Annotated in this window: 18 protein-coding genes; 10 read left to right on the top strand and 8 right to left on the bottom strand. The window is 65.4% G+C overall.

Annotation, left to right across the window (positions count from 1 at the left end; all coding sequences use genetic code 11):
• The first annotated feature begins 13 nt into the window (after nt 1-13).
• On the top strand, nt 14-316 hold the full coding sequence (locus IVA81_RS38210) for an HU family DNA-binding protein (protein ID WP_094891268.1): 303 nt from the start codon (nt 14-16) through the stop codon (nt 314-316).
• A gap of 72 nt (nt 317-388) precedes the next feature.
• On the opposite strand, the gene IVA81_RS38205 is transcribed toward IVA81_RS38210, so the two are convergent.
• The 5 genes from IVA81_RS38205 to IVA81_RS38185 all read right to left on the bottom strand — a co-directional run bounded on the left by IVA81_RS38205 (nt 389) and on the right by IVA81_RS38185 (nt 4,372).
• A complete protein-coding gene (locus tag IVA81_RS38205) occupies nt 389-544 on the bottom strand; it encodes a hypothetical protein (RefSeq protein ID WP_247328033.1) in 156 nt (51 codons plus the stop codon).
• Nucleotides 545-549: 5 nt separating this feature from the next.
• Entirely contained in the window at nt 550-2,943 is a 2,394-nt protein-coding gene (gene lon, locus IVA81_RS38200) for an endopeptidase La (RefSeq protein WP_247328031.1), read from the bottom strand.
• 8 nt (nt 2,944-2,951) lie between these two features.
• Nucleotides 2,952-3,335 carry an Hsp20/alpha crystallin family protein gene (locus IVA81_RS38195; protein WP_247328029.1) on the bottom strand — a complete coding sequence of 128 codons (384 nt, stop codon included), beginning with the start codon at nt 3,333-3,335 and terminating at the stop codon, nt 2,952-2,954.
• Between the two features lie 152 nt (nt 3,336-3,487).
• Entirely contained in the window at nt 3,488-4,054 is a 567-nt protein-coding gene (locus IVA81_RS38190) for a ferritin-like domain-containing protein (protein WP_247327935.1), read from the bottom strand.
• 111 nt (nt 4,055-4,165) lie between these two features.
• Entirely contained in the window at nt 4,166-4,372 is a 207-nt protein-coding gene (locus IVA81_RS38185) for a hypothetical protein (RefSeq protein ID WP_247327932.1), read from the bottom strand.
• Nucleotides 4,373-4,460: 88 nt separating this feature from the next.
• On the opposite strand from IVA81_RS38185, the gene IVA81_RS38180 reads away from it, so the two are divergent.
• The 3 genes from IVA81_RS38180 (at nt 4,461) to IVA81_RS38170 (ending at nt 7,692) form a co-directional block, all read left to right on the top strand.
• On the top strand, nt 4,461-5,087 hold the full coding sequence (locus IVA81_RS38180) for a MarC family protein (RefSeq protein ID WP_247327929.1): 627 nt from the start codon (nt 4,461-4,463) through the stop codon (nt 5,085-5,087).
• A gap of 161 nt (nt 5,088-5,248) precedes the next feature.
• Nucleotides 5,249-5,896 (top strand): L-fuculose-phosphate aldolase, encoded by a 648-nt coding sequence (locus IVA81_RS38175; RefSeq protein WP_247327926.1) that lies wholly within the window; start codon nt 5,249-5,251, stop codon nt 5,894-5,896.
• A gap of 8 nt (nt 5,897-5,904) precedes the next feature.
• On the top strand, nt 5,905-7,692 hold the full coding sequence (locus IVA81_RS38170) for a chloride channel protein (RefSeq protein ID WP_247327923.1): 1,788 nt from the start codon (nt 5,905-5,907) through the stop codon (nt 7,690-7,692).
• A 50-nt stretch (nt 7,693-7,742) separates the two neighbouring features.
• Here the strand turns inward: IVA81_RS38170 and IVA81_RS38165 are convergent, their stop codons facing one another.
• Nucleotides 7,743-8,000, bottom strand: coding sequence for a DUF2798 domain-containing protein (locus IVA81_RS38165; RefSeq protein WP_247327906.1), 258 nt, complete (start codon nt 7,998-8,000; stop codon nt 7,743-7,745).
• Between the two features lie 315 nt (nt 8,001-8,315).
• Between IVA81_RS38165 and IVA81_RS38160 the strand changes: the two genes are divergently transcribed.
• The 5 genes from IVA81_RS38160 (at nt 8,316) to uraD (ending at nt 12,645) form a co-directional block, all read left to right on the top strand.
• A complete protein-coding gene (locus IVA81_RS38160) occupies nt 8,316-8,735 on the top strand; it encodes a hypothetical protein (protein ID WP_247327903.1) in 420 nt (139 codons plus the stop codon).
• Between the two features lie 1,311 nt (nt 8,736-10,046).
• Complete coding sequence (locus IVA81_RS38155) at nt 10,047-10,313, top strand: hypothetical protein (RefSeq protein ID WP_247327900.1); 267 nt, start codon at nt 10,047-10,049, stop codon at nt 10,311-10,313.
• 89 nt (nt 10,314-10,402) lie between these two features.
• Nucleotides 10,403-10,816, top strand: a complete 414-nt coding sequence (locus IVA81_RS38150; protein ID WP_247327896.1) for a DUF3830 family protein — start codon at nt 10,403-10,405, stop codon at nt 10,814-10,816.
• On the top strand, nt 10,817-11,752 hold the full coding sequence (puuE, locus tag IVA81_RS38145) for an allantoinase PuuE (RefSeq protein ID WP_247327875.1): 936 nt from the start codon (nt 10,817-10,819) through the stop codon (nt 11,750-11,752).
• A gap of 5 nt (nt 11,753-11,757) precedes the next feature.
• Complete coding sequence (uraD, locus tag IVA81_RS38140; protein WP_247327871.1) at nt 11,758-12,645, top strand: 2-oxo-4-hydroxy-4-carboxy-5-ureidoimidazoline decarboxylase; 888 nt, start codon at nt 11,758-11,760, stop codon at nt 12,643-12,645.
• Here the strand turns inward: uraD and IVA81_RS38135 are convergent.
• The gene (locus tag IVA81_RS38135) at nt 12,642-15,368 is read right to left on the bottom strand and encodes a molybdopterin-dependent oxidoreductase (RefSeq protein WP_247327868.1); all 2,727 of its coding nucleotides are present in this window, start codon (nt 15,366-15,368) and stop codon (nt 12,642-12,644) included. The genes uraD and IVA81_RS38135 overlap by 4 nt on opposite strands.
• Nucleotides 15,365-16,192 (bottom strand): FAD binding domain-containing protein, encoded by an 828-nt coding sequence (locus IVA81_RS38130; RefSeq protein WP_247327865.1) that lies wholly within the window; start codon nt 16,190-16,192, stop codon nt 15,365-15,367. The genes IVA81_RS38135 and IVA81_RS38130 overlap by 4 nt, the downstream gene beginning before the upstream one ends.
• A 147-nt stretch (nt 16,193-16,339) precedes the next feature.
• On the opposite strand from IVA81_RS38130, the gene IVA81_RS38125 reads away from it, so the two are divergent.
• A complete protein-coding gene (locus IVA81_RS38125) occupies nt 16,340-17,689 on the top strand; it encodes an 8-oxoguanine deaminase (RefSeq protein WP_247327863.1) in 1,350 nt (449 codons plus the stop codon).
• The last annotated feature ends 94 nt before the right edge of the window (nt 17,690-17,783 follow it).

Raw genomic sequence — 17,783 nt, 5'->3', positions numbered from 1 at the left:
CAGAGGAGACACGATGGCAACCCAAATGTCCAAATCGCAGTTGATCGAAAAGATTGCGACCGCCACCGAGCTTTCCAAGCGCGACGTCAAGAGCGTCATGGAGACGCTGACCGACGTCGGTCACAAGGAGCTCAAGAAGAACGGCCTGTTCCTGGTGCCGGGCTTCGCCAAGTTCGTGGTCATCAAGAAGCCCGCGACCAAGGCACGCAAGGGCACCAACCCGTTCACGGGCGAAGAGATGATGTTCAAGGCCAAGCCGGCCCGGAAGATCGTCCGCGCCCGCCCGGTCAAGGCCGCCAAGGACGCCGTGGGCTAACGACGCAAAGGCCCCCTCGGCTAGGAGGGGGCCTTTTGTTTGGGGCAGCCGCGAGGACTTGAGACGGAGGGCTCAACCCTTGCGGCGCTTCACCCGGACCGGGACCGGCTGAAGCCGCGGTTCGGCTCCTGCAAGCGCATCGCGCACCCGGTCAATGGCACGATCGAGCAGCTGGCGCAGCCGCTGGGTTTTCCGCGCTTCCTTCGCCTTCTCCAGCAGTTTCTTCATCGCGTTCACTCCGCCGCCTCGACCTTCGCATCAGCTTGGGCCTCGACCGGCTCGAGCGCCGCGGCGATGGCTTCGTCGACGCGCTCCAGCCAGATGAATTCGAGGTTGTCCCGCGCGCTCTTCGGGATGTCGTCATAGTCCCGCTTGTTGCGCGCCGGCAGCATCACCCGCTTCAGGCCGGCGGCCGCGGCTGCGACCACCTTCTCCTTGATGCCGCCGACCGGCAGCACCAGGCCGCGCAGCGAGATTTCGCCGGTCATGGCGGTGTCGCTGCGCACCGTGCGGTTGGTGAGCAATGACGTCAGCGCCGTGAACATCGCAACGCCCGCGCTCGGCCCGTCCTTCGGGGTTGCACCCGCGGGGACGTGAACGTGGATGTCGCTCTTCTCGAACACCGATGGATCGATGCCGAGCTGCGGCGCTTTGCTCTTCACCAGCGTCAGCGCAGCCTGCACGCTCTCGCGCATGACCTCGCCGAGCTGGCCGGTCAGGATCATGCCGCCACGGCCCGGCACACGCGAAGCCTCGATGAACAGGATGTCGCCGCCGACAGGCGTCCAGGCAAGGCCGGTGGCCACGCCCGGAATGCTGGTACGCTGTGCGATCTCGCCTTCGAAGCGCGGCTGGCCGAGCACGGTGGCGATGTCCTTCGCCCCCACCACGATCTTCGCGGCCGTGCCCTCGGCGACCTGCACCGCGGCATGCCGGAACAGCTTGCCGATCTCGCGCTCGAGGTTACGAACGCCGGCTTCGCGGGTGTAACCCTTGACCACCAGCTTCAGCGCCTCCGGCTCGATCTCGGCCTGCTCGGCCGAGAGGCCGTTGGCCTCGAGCTGCCGCCGCACCAGATAGCGGCGCGCGATCTCCAGCTTCTCGTCCTCGGTGTAGCCGGCGAGGCTGATCAGCTCCATGCGGTCCAAGAGCGGACCCGGGATCTGGTCCAGCATGTTGGCGGTCGCGATGAACACCACGCGCGACAGGTCGAAGGGCACGCCCAGGTAATTGTCCCGGAACGTCCCGTTCTGCTCGGGGTCGAGCACCTCCAGCATGGCGGCGGAAGGATCGCCCTGCACGCCGCGGCCCATCTTGTCGATCTCGTCCAGCATCATGACGCAGTTCCTCGCGCCTGCCTTCTTGATGCCCTGGATGATGTTGCCCGGCAGCGCGCCGATATAGGTGCGCCGGTGGCCGCGGATCTCGGCCTCGTCGTGCACGCCGCCCAGGCTGACGCGCACGAACGGGCGATCCATCGCGCGAGCGATGGATTGTCCCAGCGAGGTCTTGCCGACGCCGGGCGGACCGACGAAGCACAGGATCGGGGCCTTGCCCTGCGGCGCGAGCTTGCGCACCGCCAGATATTCGATGATCCGGCTCTTGATCTTCTCCAGGCCGAAATGGTCGGCATCCAGAATGGCTCGCGCCTCCTTGATGTCGATCGGCTTCTCCGCGGGCAGCGCCCAGGGCAGCTCGATCAGCCAGTCCAGATAGGTGCGGACCATGCCGGCTTCGCCCGCGGCCTCAGGCATGCGCTCGTAGCGGCGCAGCTCCTTCCTGGCGTGCGCGTCTGCCTCGGGCGGCATGTTGGCCTTGGCAATGGCAGAAGTCAGCTCGGCGACCTCGGCCGCCTTGCCGTCGCCTTCGCCGAGCTGGCGCTGGATGGTCGCCATCTGCTCGCGCAGGATCGCCTCGCGCTGCCGCTCGTCGAAGGAGGCCTTGGTCTTCTGGCCGATTTCATTGCTGATGCGCAGCACCTCCAGCCGCTCGGCCAGATGCTTGGACACCTTCTCGACGCGCAAGGCGAGGTCGATGGTCTCCAGCACCTCCTGTTTGTCCTGCGGCTTGATGTCCATGAACGAGGTCGCCAGATCCGCCAGCGCGCCGGGCGCGGTGGTGCCCTGGAACATCGCGGCCAGCTCGGGCGGCGCCTGCGGCAGCAGCTCGATCGCCTCGATCGCCTGCCGCTGCAGATTCAGCGCGCGCGCCTCGATCTCGGGCGAATTCGTGGTCGGCTCGGGGATCTGCTGGATCCGCGCAGCCGGGAACGGCGTCCCCGGCAGGAAGTTGAGGATGCGCGCGCGCTGCACGCCCTGGCAGACGATGTGGTGGGTGCCGTCGGGCGCGGTGATGTAGCGCACGATGTTGGCGATGGTCGCGACGCGATAGAGGTCGTCCGGCCCGGGCTCCTCGGTCTCGGGGCTGCGTTGCAGGACGATGCCGACCGGCCGCTGCTCGCGCAGCGCCTGCTGCGCGGCGGCGATGGACTTGGCACGGCCAATCGTGATCGGCGCGATGGCGCCGGGGAACAGCACCATCTCGCGCACGGGGATGACGATCAGCGCGTCGTCGGGGATCTTCACGTCGTTATTGGTCTGTTCGTTGTTCATCTGTTCGGTGGCCATGATCGACCTCAGGATTTGGCAAGGCGCAATGCGACGCAGCCGTCCATCACGAAGCGGCTGATGGCGTAGCGGCCGAGGGGCAATGCAATGCGGCGCTCAAAACGCCCCTGCGGCAGCTCGAGCCGGTGGATGCGGGCGTTGCGAAGCTCCGGCGGAAGGGTGCGCTGGCCGGAGATGACGAGCACGCCGTCATGGATGACAGTCTCGACATTGTCCGGATTGACGCCGGGAAGCGCCACCAGGATCAGCAGCTCATGCTCGGTTTCGAGCACGTCGATCGGCGGCTCCCAGCAGGCTTGCTGGCGGCCGAACTGCTGGCGCAGCCGTTCGGCGCGGGTCAGCGAGTCCAGGGCTTCGGACAGCATCCAGTCGAGGGGATTTTTCGGTTGCATGATGGAGGCTCGGCGGTGGGAAAGGCTGCATATGGGGCTGGTTCCCGGGAAGTCCAGTGCGGCAGCGCTGACGTGCCATGCGCCGTCGTGCGATCCAAAAAGCAAACGCCGCGGCATGGCCGCGGCGTTCTGTCATCGGCAGGGGCGCGGGGTTAGGCCGCGGCGCGGTACTCTTGCTCTGCTTCGAGGTTGATCACCGAGGTGGCGAGCTCGGTCAGCGTATGATCGGTCGCCTCTTCCTCGTCCAGCGTCGCCTGCAGCAGCCTTGCTGCGTCCTGCATGCCGAGCTCCTCGGCCCAGGTGCGCAGCGTGCCGTAGCGGGAGATCTCGTAGTGCTCGACCGCCTGGGCGGCCGCGAGCAGACCCGCATCGAGCGCCGGCGCGCCCTTGAACTCCTTCATGATCTCGGCGCCCTCGTCGGTAATGCCGTTGATGGCCTCGCAGGGTTTGCCGCGTGCGGGCTTGCCCAGCATCCTGAAGATCTGGTCCAGCCGCTTGACCTGGCCCTGGGTCTCGCGCAGGTGCTTGTTGAAGGCGGCGGCCAGCTCTTTCGACTGCGCTGCCTTCGCCATCTTGGGCAAGGTCTTGATGATCTTGTTCTCGGCGAAATAGATGTCCTTCAGCGTCTCCAGAAACAGGTCGCTGAGCATCTTCGGCGCCTGACGCGGCCGTCGCGCCGCCGTCTTCTTGGTTGTGCGCTTCTTGGTTCGTTTGGCCATACATCCTCCTCTTGAGGTGACACGGGAAGGCCTCGCCCTCCTCAATCCTCAGGCGATCAAAGCCGTTTGATGAACGAAAGTTCCAAACCGCAACGCGCGCGTGGCGGTCGCTCAGGTTGGGCGCTTATAGGGATCTTCCTGACGCTGCCGCTCTTCCGTCGCGCGATCGAGCCGTGCCCGCTCGCCGCGCCTGAGGTGGCCGGCCTTCATCACGCCATAGACGAGGACCCCGCCGAGCACGAAGGCTCCGATGAACCAGAGCCAGAGCAGATTGGCCGAGAGCTGGCCAAGAAGCATTCCGATTCCACTGTCGCTCATTGTCGTCTCCAGTGATTTGCAAAGCGGTGGCGCTGGGCTAAGTCTGCCCGGAAGCCATCGTTCCAGCGTCCGAGGACCACGCCGACACATGCTCGACTTCGCCCTGTCCGCCTTCGTGACGCTGCTGCTGGTGGTCGATCCGGTCGGCCTCGCGCCGGCCTTTCTGGCCGCCACCGGCGGCATGCCCGACAAGGTCAAGCGTACGATCGCGTTGCGGGCGCCGCTGATCGCCGCCTCGATCCTGGTGGTGATTGCGCTGGTCGGAAACTGGCTGCTGCGCCAGCTCGGGATCGGCATCCCCGCCTTCCAGATCGCCGGCGGGCTGCTGCTGTTCGGCGTGTCCTACCAGATGATCTTCGGCGATCGTCCGCATCGCGAGGCCCGCGAGGCCGACAAGGCGACGTCCGAGCATGCCTCCGACGTCGCGGTGTTTCCCCTGGCCATCCCCATGATGGCCGGCCCCGGCGCGATCGCGACCACGCTGCTCCTTTCCGGCGATGCCGGCCATGGAGCGAGGCTCGCGATCATCATCGCGGTCGTCCTCTCGGTCTGCCTGCTCTGCATGCTGTGCTTCGTCTCGGCTCACCTGATCGCGCGCACCCTCGGCCGCACCGGAAATGCCGTGCTCTCGCGCGTCCTCGGCATGCTGCTCGCCGCCTATTCCGTGCAGTTCGTGATCAACGGGATTGCGGCTGTCCGGACCAGCCTGTCATAGGGCTGCGATATCAGTGAATCCATCGATTTTGCCGCCCATTTCGTGGTTTGGCAGGAGCCTCGCCAAGGCGGCAGCGGATCCGGGCCGCTTTCGCTTGCACTGCCATGTTGCTTTGACGTACTTCGGGTCTAACAAGACCATCGTCAGGAAATCGGGATGCGATGACTGCGGACGAGCTCGCCAAGAGACAGGCCATCATCGACGCTTGCCGGCGCATGAACGCGCTCGGCATCAACCAGGGCACCTCGGGCAATATCAGCGTCCGACATGTGGACGGGCTTTTGGTAACGCCGACCAGCGTGCCCTATGAGGCCATGACGCCGGAGCAGATCGTCTTCATGGCCATGGACGGCGCACACGCGCCCGATCAGAAGCCGTCGAGCGAATGGCGGTTTCATCGCGACATCCTGAAGTCGCGGCCCGACGTCAACGCCGTCGTGCATGCGCATCCGACCTATTGCACCATCCTGGCGATCATGGGCATGGAGATTCCGCCGGTGCACTACATGATCGCGGCGGCCGGCGGCGACAGCATCCGCTGTGCGCCCTATGCGACGTTCGGAACCGTGGAGCTGTCCGATCATGCGGTGCGGGCGCTGGAGGGGCGGCTTGCCTGCCTGCTCGACCATCACGGCATGATCGCGATCGGCAAGACGCTGGACAAGGCGATGTGGCTGGCGGTCGAGGTCGAGACGCTGGCGCGGCAATATCACGGCTGCCTCCAGATCGGACAACCGCCGTTGCTTCCAAGCGACGAGATCGAGCGGGTCCGCCAGCGCATGGCCGGCTACGGCCTGTCGGAAGAGTAGGGCAGAAGGTGTTCGTGCGGATCAGGCATCTCGTCGATCGCAAGGGGACGAACCGGACCATGGTTCGGCTGCGCGCTCTGTTGCGCAGCAATGAGTTCTACCTGATCCCGCTCTCGCTGGTGATCGGCACGCTGGCCGGGGCGGTCGTGACGTTGATGGCCGAGATCGCGCAGATCGCGCATGTGGTGATCTACGGCATCCCCATCGACGTGCGCCTCTCGTCCAACGCCTATGTGAGTCCCTGGGCCGCGCTGCTCGCCCCTGCGCTCGGCGGGCTCGCGCTCGGCATCATGGAATGGTCGCGGCGGCGCATGAAGATTTCGAGCGCGGTCGACCCGATCGAGGCGAACGCGCTGCGCGGCGGCAATCTGTCGATGCGGGACAGCGTCATCGTGTCGAGCCAGACGCTGATCTCCAACGGCTGCGGCGCCTCGGTCGGCCTCGAGGCGGGCTATACCCAGATCGGCTCGGGGATCGCCTCGCTGTTCGGCAAGTTCTTCAATCTGCGCCGCAACGATCTGCGCCTGATGGTCGGTTGCGGCGCTGCCGCGGCGATCGCGGCGGCGTTCGGTGCGCCCATCACCGGTGCCTTCTATGCCTGTGAGCTGATCGTCGGCGTCTATTCGGTCGGCAGCGCGGCGCCGATCCTGGCAGCCTCGCTCGCCGGCGCGTTGACCGCGCAATGGCTCGGCGGCGCGCCCTATTCGTTGGAGATACCCAAGGTCAGCGCCGTCGGCGTCGAGCAATATTTGGCGCTGATCGGGCTCGCGCTCATCACCAGCGGCGTCGGCATCGCCGTGATGCGCTCCTCGCCGATGTTCGAGCGGCTGTTCAAATGGCTGCCGGTCTGGCTGCGGCCGGTGTTTGGCGGCCTCATCGTCGGCGGTTTTGCGATCGTCACGCCGCAGGTGCTGGCGGCCGGTCACGGCGCCATGGTGCTCGATCTGTTTCACGAGATGGCGATCGGCATGATCGCGCTGATCATCGCCTTGAAGGTGACGGCCTGCCTGATCTCGCTCGCCTCGGGCTTCCGCGGCGGCCTGTTCTTCGCCTCGCTGTTCGTCGGCAGCCTGATCGGAAAGTTCTTTGCCGCGGTGCTGCTCTTGATCAGTCCGAACTTCGCGATCGATCCGCTGGTCGCAATGCTGACGGGCATGGCGACGCTCGGTGTCGCCATCGTCGGCGGCCCCCTGACCATGTCGTTCCTGGTGCTCGAGATGACCCGCAATGTCGACGTCACCGCCGTGGTGCTCGCTGGCTGCATCGTCACCTCGATCTGCGTCCGCTTCATGTTCGGCCACTCTTTCTCGACCTGGCGCCTGCATCTGCGCGGCGAGACCATCCGCAGCGCCAACGACGTCGGCTGGCTGCGCAATCTCACGGTCGAGCGGCTGATGCGCTCCGACGTCGGCAAGGTGCCGTCGACCACGACGATCGCCGCGGTGCGCCGCGAGTTCGCGCTGGGGTCGCGGCCGGGAATCGTCATCGTCAACAATGCCGACGAATATGTCGGCCTTGTCCTGCTGCCCGATTTGTTCTCCGGTGACCTCGACACCATCGCCGACGACATCCAGGTGATCGAGCTCGCCCGCCTGATCGACATCGTGCTGATTCCGGAAATGAACGTGAAGTCGGCGATGGCGGTGTTCGACGAGGCCGAGGCGGAGATGCTGGCGGTGGTCGATTCCACCGACAGCCGCAAGGTGGTCGGATTCCTCACCGAGACCTTCGTCCGCCGCCGCTATGTCGAGGAGATCGACAAGGCGACGCGCGGCGTGCTCGGCGCGCTGTCGTAAGGTCAATTGGAGGCGGGACGGCGGGTTCAATCCGCCGCCGTCCGCGCCGGTTATCGGCCTGGCTGAGATGGGGACGCGACGAGCAGCGTCACGATGCGCCGGACCATCGGCAGCACCACGAGCAGCGTTGGAAAGGCGACCAGCCAGGACAGCGCCCAGGCGCCCGGCCATGTCGCGAGGAACGCCGGCGTTGCGCCGAGGCTCCGAAGCGTCGAAATGACCGACACCACGGCCGTCATGAGGATGGACAGCACGAATGGCATCACGATCGGCGCATAGCGCGCCGGCAGTTTACGAACCGCAATCATCGGATTTCTCTTGGGGAAAAGGACGCGTCAGTCACGGTGAACCCTGCAAATGGCATCGATCCCGACGGCGTCGGTTGATGCGTTGGTTCACGTAAAACGCTTACGGCGCCCGAAAAACGGCGCGCCTGTTCATTATCCGCTCAGGTTCGGTGGTTCAAGCTGCGATTTGGTCGTTCGTTTACAATCGTTCAAAGCGTGGCGGATTGCCGCGAACGTGAAACCATCTCAATGGTTTGCGCATTAAACAGGGTTTGCATCTCTCTTCGTTGGGCAAGAATTAGGCAAGAACTTAGGCAAGAGCATAGGAAGGTCAAAATGACTGTTGGACCCATGATTTCTGCAGCCGGCCGCAACATGGTGCTGGCCGCGTTCACCAGCCTGGCATTGGTCGCAACCTCCATATCGCCCTCGGCGGCGGCGTCCCCGGGACCGGTTGAGCCGGTATCCGCAAAGCCTGTCACGGCCGGGCAGGGCTCCTCCGACGTCACCGATTTCAGCGCAGCCCGCCGTCGCTACTATCGGCGCGGGCCGAACGCTGCCGGTCTCGCCTTCATGGGCCTTGCGGCGGGTGTGATCGGCGGCGCGATCGCCGAGAGCCGGCGCCGCGACTATTACGAGAACCGTTATTATTACGGCTCGCGTCCTTACTACGGCGGTCAGGGCTATTACGGCGGTCAGGGCTACGGCGGCAGTTCGTTCTATTACGATCCGGGCTACCGTTACGGGCCGTATTGAACGATCGTTTTCGACGCTGCCCGGATTGGGTTGCACGAAAGAGGGCGGTGCTTTGTGCCGCCCTTTTTGCTGCGTCGGTACTCTTGTAGCGAAAGCGTAATCCGGGGCCGCTCGTCCGGTATCTCGCACTGTCCCGGATTGCGCTGCGCTCCATCCGGGCTACGGCACCTTGCTGTGTCGCCCCGCTGTCAATCCGCCCGCGCAAAAATATTCCACTTTACCGAAATTCGGTTTTGTCGTATGTGTTGCCCATCCCGGCTCATCCAAGAGGGGCGATCTTGTGTCGTCACTGTCGCGAGCCGGGTCTGCGGTGGACGCGGCAGCGTCGGCATGAGAGGTGCGGGCAGGGCGGGTAGTCCCTGTGAGCCCGAGGCTTCGCGCAGACGAGCGGCGCTGCTAGGTTCGTCTCGCCTGTAAGTTTCCGGCTCCGTCGACAGGGCTGGAAAGACTGCGGCGAAATGGCGGGCCATGCGTACGGCAAAACCGTGTGGTCCTGGCCGTCGTTGCTACGGTCAAGCCTTTCGCGGAGATGCGAGCGAGCCCAACCGGGCAGACTGCATCATCCAATTCGCGGGGCGAGGGAGGCCAGAAGGAAAGTTCGGCTCCCGGGAGATCACGGCATAAGCCGTCCGGCCATCGCGCAGGGAAGGCCCAGTGTTCGGCACCACCTGTATGCTGCTGTGCGGTCTTCTTGCGCTACATTTCGCGCAGCAGACCGCGGGTGCGAGCTGGCACCCGGCCTTCCCTGCGCCCTCTTGGATTTGAGGGTAGCGAGATCAAGCAAAGCTCGGGCGAACAAGCCGCGAGAACGCGAAGGTATGCCCGCAGCCACACACGCGGTGTCATCGCCCGGTTGAACCGGGCGATCCAGTACGCCGAGACGGCAGTGATTGAACCGAGAGGCCGCGGCGTACTTGATTCCCCGCCTGCGCGGGGAATGACAGTGTCACTTGGAGAAGCAAGCTGCCGCCTCCTATTCCGTCATTGTGCGGAGGAATTCTGGATTTCTTCCGCCTTCGCCAAAGGCTTCGGCGGACAAGTCGCTGCGCTCGCAATGACGATGTGGAGAGAGTGCGCATCACTCCGCTCTCGTGCTCCGGACGCAGCGCAGCGTTCCCCCCGGCGATGCGAAGCATCGTCCGGTGCAGCGGTGCGCTGCTGAGTCGGGGCCCATCTCGCCGCATTGTGCCTTGTCGCTTTCCAGGTTGCCGCATGCCGGCTAATTATTCGGCAATCGCGCCCCGCTGGCGCCGATGGACTTGCCCGCCGCAATCCGGTTCAATGGGGCCAATGCTCCGTAAGGCGACAACGATGTCGAGATATCTGTTGATCCTGCTGCTGCTGACTTTCCCGGCGGCCGCGCAAGCCAAAACGCCGAAGACCAATGCGGCGCATTCCGATCCCTGTGCCCCGATCGGGCGTACCGCGGATGGCAAGCTGGTCTACGCCATGACATGCGAGACCCTGCCGGCGCCGCCCCCGCAAGCGGAACTGAAGGAGGCGCCGCTGCCTGCCGTCGAGCCGGAACCGGAGATGCGGCGGAGCGGCATTTTCGGCTGGTCCTACGACCGCAGGTGATGCGGCCGCGGCACTTGCGCGAAGCTGTCGGGAGTGCTCTTTGCTTGAAAGTGTTCCGTGGGCCACCGGCCCCGATTCAGAGAGATGAGATGGGCAAACTCGCTATCCGTGCGGGCGATTTCAGCTTCGATGCCCGCTTCGAGGAGCAACTGGCACCAAAGACCGTCGCCGCCTTCCGCAAGGCGCTGCCGTTCGAAAGCCATATCATCCATGTGCGTTGGAGCGGCGAGGGCGTGTGGATGCCGCTCGGCGATCGCGACTTCGGCGTCGGCTACGAGAACCACACGAGCTACCCCGCGCCCGGTCAGATCATCCTCTATCCCGGCGGCATCAGCGAGACCGAGATCCTGCTGGCCTATGGCAGCGTGCACTTCGCGAGCAAGATGGGCCAGCTCGCCGGCAACCACTTCATCACGCTGACCTCGGGCCTGGAAAATCTTGCGACGCTGGGCAAGAGCGTGCTGTGGAAGGGCGCCCTGCCGATCCGCTTTGAGGAAGTCTAAGTGACCGAGCCCCGCTACCCGCGCGATCTCCGCGGTTACGGCCGCAACCCGCCGCATCCAGAGTGGCCCGGCAACGCGCGGGTCGCGGTGCAGTTCGTCGTCAATTTCGAGGAAGGCGGCGAGAACAACATCCTGCACGGCGACCGCGCCTCGGAAGCGTTTCTGTCCGACGTGCTCGGCGCGCAGCCCTGGGCGGGCCAGCGTCATGCCAATATCGAATCGATGTTCGAATATGGCTCGCGCGCCGGCTTCTGGCGGCTGTGGCGGATGTTCACCGCGCGCAACTGGCCGACCACCGTGTTCGGCGTCGCCACTGCGCTGAAGCGCAACCCGGAGATCGTAGCTGCCATGAAGGAGGCGGGCTGGGATATCGCCAGCCACAGCCTGAAATGGATCGAGCACAAGGACATGACCGAGGCGCAGGAGCGCGCCGAGATCGCGGAAGCGATCCGCGTCCATACCGAAGCCACCGGTTCGCGCCCCCTCGGCTGGTACACCGGGCGCTCCTCGATCAATACCAACCGTCTGCTGATGGAGGAAGGCGGCTTCCTCTATCTCTGCGACTCCTATGCCGACGATCTGCCCTATTGGATCAAGAGTGCGAGCGGCAAGCAGCTCATCATTCCCTATACGCTCGACGCCAACGACATGCGCTTCATCAATCCGCAGGGCTTTGCCGAAGGCGAGCAGTTCTTCACCTATCTGAAGGATGCCTTCGACGTGCTCTATGCTGAAGGCGAGAGCGCGCCGAAGATGATGTCGGTGGGCCTGCACTGCCGCCTCGCCGGCCGGCCCGGTCGTGCTGCCGGATTGATCCGCTTCCTGGATTACATCGGCAAGCACGAGCGCGTCTGGGTGCCGACGCGATTGCAGATCGCGCAGCACTGGCACGACAAGCATGCGCATCTCGCGACCAAAGCGTTCGAGATCGGTTGAGGACGATGTCGCAGATCTCGCTGGCCGATCTCAACGCAGCAAGCAACGCCGATTTCGTCGCGGCGCTCGCCAACGTCGTCGAATATTCGCCGTGGATCGCCGAACAGCTTGCCGGCAAGCGGCCGTTCGCCGGGATCAACCAGTTGCACACAGCGCTGATGGCGGCGATCCAGAGTGCTGAGCCTGACGCACAGCTGGCGCTGATCCGGGCGCACCCCGATCTCGCCAGCAAAACGCAGCGCGCCGCCGGACTCACGGCGGAATCGACCGACGAGCAGAACAGCGCCGGGCTCGACCGGCTCTCGGAAGCCGAGTACGCGGCCTTCGAGCGCGTCAACAACGCCTACCGCGACAAGTTCGGCTTCCCCTATATCGTCTGCGTGCGCCGTCACACCAAAGATTCTGTACTGCGCGATTTCGAGATCCGGTTGCGCAATATCGCCAAGACCGAGACGCGGCGTGCGATCGAGGAAATCGGCCGTATCTCCGCGCTGCGGCTGGATCAACTCGTCATTGCCGACGACAAGTTGAAGGTGCATGGCCGGTTGTCGACGCATGTGCTGGACAATCACATTGGCAAGCCGGCGGCGGGCGTCCCGATTGAGCTCGTGGAGCTCGCGAGCCTCGGCGAGAACCGCGTCATCGCGCGCGCGGTGACCAATGCCGACGGTCGCACCGACCAGCCGTTGATCAGCGACCGCCCGCTGCCGATCGGCCGCTACGAGCTCAGATTCAGCGTTGCCAAATATTACGCCGAACGCAACGTGCCGCTGTCCGACCCACCGTTCCTCGACGAGATCCCGCTGCGCTTTGCGATCAGCGAGCCGGAAAGCCACTATCACGTTCCGTTGCTGGTCACGCCGTGGAGCTATTCGACCTATCGCGGCAGCTAGCTACCGAACCTGTCGTGCAGCGCCGGAAACAGCCGATCCGGTTTGAAGGGTGGCGCGGTGAAGCGAATGCCGGTTGCGTCGGCGATTGCGTTGCCGAGCGCGGCGGCAACCGGATTGTACGGGCTCTCGCTCATCGACTTTGCGCCCAGCGGCCCGATCGTGTCGGACGTGTCGGCGAAGTACACCTCCGTGCGCGGCACGTCGGCGAAAGAGGGCAGGTGGTAGTCGCGGAATTTCGGGTTGGTGACGCTGCCGTTGGCGTCGATCACCATTTCCTCATAGAGCGCGGCGCCGAGCGCCTGTGCGACGCCGCCTTCGACCTGACCACGGCACTGCATGGGATTGGCGACGATTCCCGCGTCCGCCGCCTGCACGCTCCTGAGAATCCTGAGCTCGCCGGTGCCCTTGTTCACGGCGACGCGAAACCCCTGGACGTTGAAGCCGACCGAACGCGGCGTGCCCTCGGAATTGCCGCTGCTCGCGAATGGCTGTCCGCGTTCGCGCGCGAGTTTCACCAGCTCCGTAAAAGGCATGCGCCGGACGCCGCTGACGACCGCATTGTCCTCGAGCACACAGGCCTGAACGTCGCACAGCCACGCACCGGCGGCCGCCGCCTTCAGTTCGGTCGCAAGCTGCATGGAAGCCGCATGGGTCGCCTTGCCGGCAACGAAGGTGCCGGCGCTGCCATAGGCGCCGGTGTCGTGGCCGCCATGGGCCGTGTCGGACTGATGCAGGCGGATCCTATCGACGGTGGTCGCCAGCGTGGTCGCCGCGATCTGCCGATGCACCGTGCTGGTGCCGTTGCCGAACTCCGCGGTGCCGACGGTGAGGTCGAAGCCGCCATCCTCGTTGAGCGCGATCATGGCGTCCGCGAGATGGCCGGCCGGCGGCGCGGAATCGATCATCGTGAGGGCGATGCCGTCGCCGATCAGCCATTCCGGCGAAAGCTCCGGCTGCGGGCCATCGGCCTGCATGGCGCGCTCGACGAGGTCGAGGCACTGGTCGAGGCCGTAGGAGCCATAGACGACGTCGTGAAATTCAGAGGGCGGCGGCGACAGCATGGGGTCGCCGTCCCTCACGATGTTGCGCCGGCGCATCTCGTAGGGGCTGATGCCGAGCTGCCTTGCCAGCTCGTCGATGGCGGCTTCCACCGCGATCTGGGTTTGGGGCAGGCCGTAGCCGCGAAACGCGCCCGCGGGCACCGTGTTGGTATAAACCGCAAAGCCATCGACCCGCTTGTTCGGACAATTGTAGACGGCGATCGACTCGGACAGCGAGTGAAACATCACGGGGCCGGCATGATTGCCGTACGCGCCGGTATTGGAGAGCACGTCGAGCTGAAGCGCAGTGAGCTTGCCGTCGGCGTCGGCACCGGCCTTGATATGGACCCGCATCGGGTGCCGCGTCGAGGTCGCGATGAACTGCTCCTCGCGGGTGAACTCCAGCTTCACGGGCCCGCCGGTCTTCAGCGCAGCAAGCGCCAGGATGTCCTCGACGAACATCTCCTGCTTGCCGCCAAAGCCACCGCCGACGCGCTCGCAGACCACGCGGACCTTGTCCATGGGGAGTTCAAAGATGTCCGCCAGTGCGCGCCGGGTCAGGAACGGGACCTGGGTCGAGGTGCGAACGTTGAGCACGCCCGAAGCATCGAGCCAGGCCAGCCCACCATGGGTCTCCAGCGCCGCATGCTGCACGCGATGGCTGTGAAAAGTGCCCTCGAAGGTGACGGCGGACGTCGCGAGCGCCGCCGCGACGTCGCCGAACTCACCATGCGTCTCCGCGGCGAGGTTGCGCTGGGCATCGGCGATGCGGTTCGCCGTGGTGCGGTCAGGATGAATGACGGGCGCGCCCGGCACCATCGCCTGCTCCGGATCGATCAGCGCGGGGAGGACCTCATATTCGACCTTGATCCGCCGGCACGCCTCCTCGGCGGCGGCTTCGGTCTCGGCGACGATTGCGGCAACCCGCTGTCCGATGAAGCGGACGACGTCGTCGAGGATGCGGGTGTCCTCGGGGTCCATCCAGTCCTTCTCGTGCCGCGCGGTCGAGATCAGGACCGAAGGTGCGTCCTCATGCGTCAGCACTGCGTGAACGCCGGGAACGCGAAGGGCATCCGACTTGTCGATCGCGACGATCCTGGCGTGAGCATGAGGCGACCGCACCAGCTTGACATGGAGCAGGCCGTCGATGGCGGTGTCGAAGGTGTAGCGGGCCGTGCCGCGGACGATGTCGGGTCCCGCCGGCGCCGGCAGGCTGCGACCGAAGGCGGCGCCGGCCTCGACGCTCGTCTCGACATTGGTCCTGCCGAGCAGTGCGTCCTCGATCGCGCCATAGCCGGTGCAGCGGCAGATGTTGCCCTTCAACGCCGCGCCGAGATCGGTGCGCTGTGCCTGGTTCAGCGAGGCGCAGGTCAGGATCATGCCGGCGGTGCAGAAGCCGCATTGAAAGCCCTGCGCATCGAGGAAGGCCTGCTGCATCGGATGGCCGCCGTGGTCCCCGCCGAGACCTTCGATCGTGGTCAGGTTGCGTCCCTCGGCGCGGAACGCCGGGATCAGGCAGCTGTGCACCGGCTCCCCGTCGAGCAGCACGGTGCAGGCGCCGCAGTCGCCGGCATCGCAGCCCTTTTTCACGCCGAAATGGCCGAGCTCGCGCAAGAACGTGCGCAGGCATTGCCCGGCGCGCGGCGCCTGCGCAAACGTTTGGCCGTTGACCTCGAAGCTCATGGTGGCATCGCTCCCAGCAGCTCGCTACGAATTCCTTCGGCAAGCCGCAGCGTCATGTGCTTGCGCCAGAGCGGCTGGCCGTGGATGTCGGTGTGGTACAGATCATCGGTGATCTGCTGCATCAGCGCGGCACGAAGCGCGCTCGCGTCCGGGACTTTGCGAAAGGATAGCTGGATCGGCCGCACCGTCGATGCGGTGACCGTGAGCGTCAGCGAGCCATCGATATCAAGGCTGCCGATGAGCAGCGCTGCCGAGCGGCCGACCGGCGCCAGCGAGATCTGGCGAAATGCGGTGCGGCGCCTCAACGCGGCAATTGGAATATCGATCTGGCGAAGCAGATCGCCCGGCGTCAGGCGATTGCGCTGGTTGCCGGTGACGAAGTCGAGGACAGGAACCTTCTGCTCGCCGCCGCCGGCCTTCCAGATGGTACAGACGCCGTCGAGCGCGGAGGTGAGCGAGATCATCGGTCCTGCCGGCAGCGACATGCAGAGATTGCCGCCGACGGTCGCGGTCTTCCAGATCTTGAACGACGCCAGCAAGGCGCGGCAGCACTGGTTGATCAGCGGCGCTGCGAGCCAGTCAGGCGGGCAGGCCAGACCATCGAGCTCTGCGATGGTGCAGGTGGCGGCGATCGAGACATGGCTCTCGGTGACCGTCAGCGCCGGCCATTTCAAATCGGTGAGATCGATCAGCCGTGCGAGGTGCGTCTGCGGCTCCGAGAACAGCCATGTGCCGCCCGCGAGCCAAGCATCGCCTGCCCTCCAAACCGGCAGCTGCGTGCGCGTTTGCGGATGGGCGACCGCTGTGATGGTATTCAAATCCATGGCTGCGCCAGCGCTTCCGTCGGGTGAATCGTCCAAGAGAAAGTGTTGCAAGTCGGGAGCCAAGTGGCAACAACAAGTCGGAGCAAGGACGCAGTCGTCCTCCGCCTTGCAGGCCTGCCGTCAGCGGATGTGGGGAGAAGCAGGATCATGAGCGATTCAATGCCGATCTGGATCAGGGATCCCCTGGCCATCCTCGCCGACGGGGCCGAGCGCGGGATCGTGGTGAAGGACGGCCGGATCGTCGAGCTCGTGCCGGCCGGCGGCACGCCTGCGAGCGCTGAAGTCGCGGTGTTCGATGCGGGCGAACACGTCGTGCTGCCGGGCCTGATCAACACCCATCATCACTTCTACCAGACGCTGACGCGAGCGCTGCCGGCGGCGATGGACCGGGAACTGTTCCCCTGGCTCCAGGCGCTCTATCCGGTGTGGGCGCGGCTGACGCCTGAAGCGCTCGAGCTCGGCGTCACCGTGGCGATGTCCGAGCTGCTGCTCTCGGGCTGCACCACCACGACGGATCATCACTACGTCTTCCCCGCGGGACTCGAAGAAGCCGTCGATATCGAGGTCGGCGTCGCAAGGCGGCTCGGCGTGCGCGTGCTGCTGACGCGTGGCTCGATGAACCTGTCGCAGCGCGACGGCGGCCTGCCGCCTGACAGCGTCGTGCAGGACGAGGACACGATCCTCGCCGACAGCGCGCGCGTGGTGGCGAAGCATCACCAGCGCGGCGCGGATGCGATGGTGCAGATCGCGCTGGCGCCTTGCTCGCCGTTCTCCGTGACGACGTCGTTGATGCGCGCCACCGCCGATCTCGCTGACAAACTCGACGTGCGCCTGCACACCCATCTCGCCGAGACCGAGGACGAGAACAAATTCTGCGAGCAGATGTATGGCTGCCGCCCGCTCGACTATCTCGAGCAATGCGGCTGGCTCAATGCGCGCACGTGGCTGGCCCATGGCATCTTCTTCAACGCGGAGGAGATGAAACGGCTGGGCAAAGCCAGGACGACCATCAGCCATTGCGCGTGCAGCAATCAGGTGCTGGCGTCCGGCTACTGTCCGGTCTGCGAGATGGAGGAGGCCGGGGTCGGGATCGGGATCGGTGTCGACGGCTCAGCCTCGAACGATGGTTCAAATCTGATGCAGGAAGTCCGCGCCGCCTTCCTGCTGCAACGGGCGCGCTATGGCGTGGCCAAGGTCAGCCACAAGGACGCGCTACGCTGGGCCACCAAGGGGTCGGCAGCCTGCGTCGGCCGTCCCGAACTTGGCGAGATCGCGGTCGGCAAGGCCGCCGATCTCGCGCTGTTCAGGCTCGACGAGCTACGCTTCTCCGGCCACGGCGATCCCTTGGCCGCATTGGTCCTGTGCGGGGCAGATCGGGCCGACCGGGTGATGGTGGCCGGACGATGGGCTGTAATCGATGGCGCGATCCCGGGCCTTGATATCGCTGGCCTCATCCGCCGCCACAGCTCGGCAGCGCGGGCCATGCAGGCCGGATAGGGGCAAAAATTGAAGGAGGGGGCGACCACAAGTGCCGGGTGCTTCTGGCCACCCCCTCCGAACCTCCTCCGGGAGGAGCAGGTGATTTGGGTAA

It is taken from the genome of Bradyrhizobium sp. 141, assembly GCF_023074055.1.
Classification (GTDB): domain Bacteria; phylum Pseudomonadota; class Alphaproteobacteria; order Rhizobiales; family Xanthobacteraceae; genus Bradyrhizobium.
Note: the sequence above shows the minus strand (reverse complement) of the source record. Positions and strands in the feature narration are given on the sequence as shown.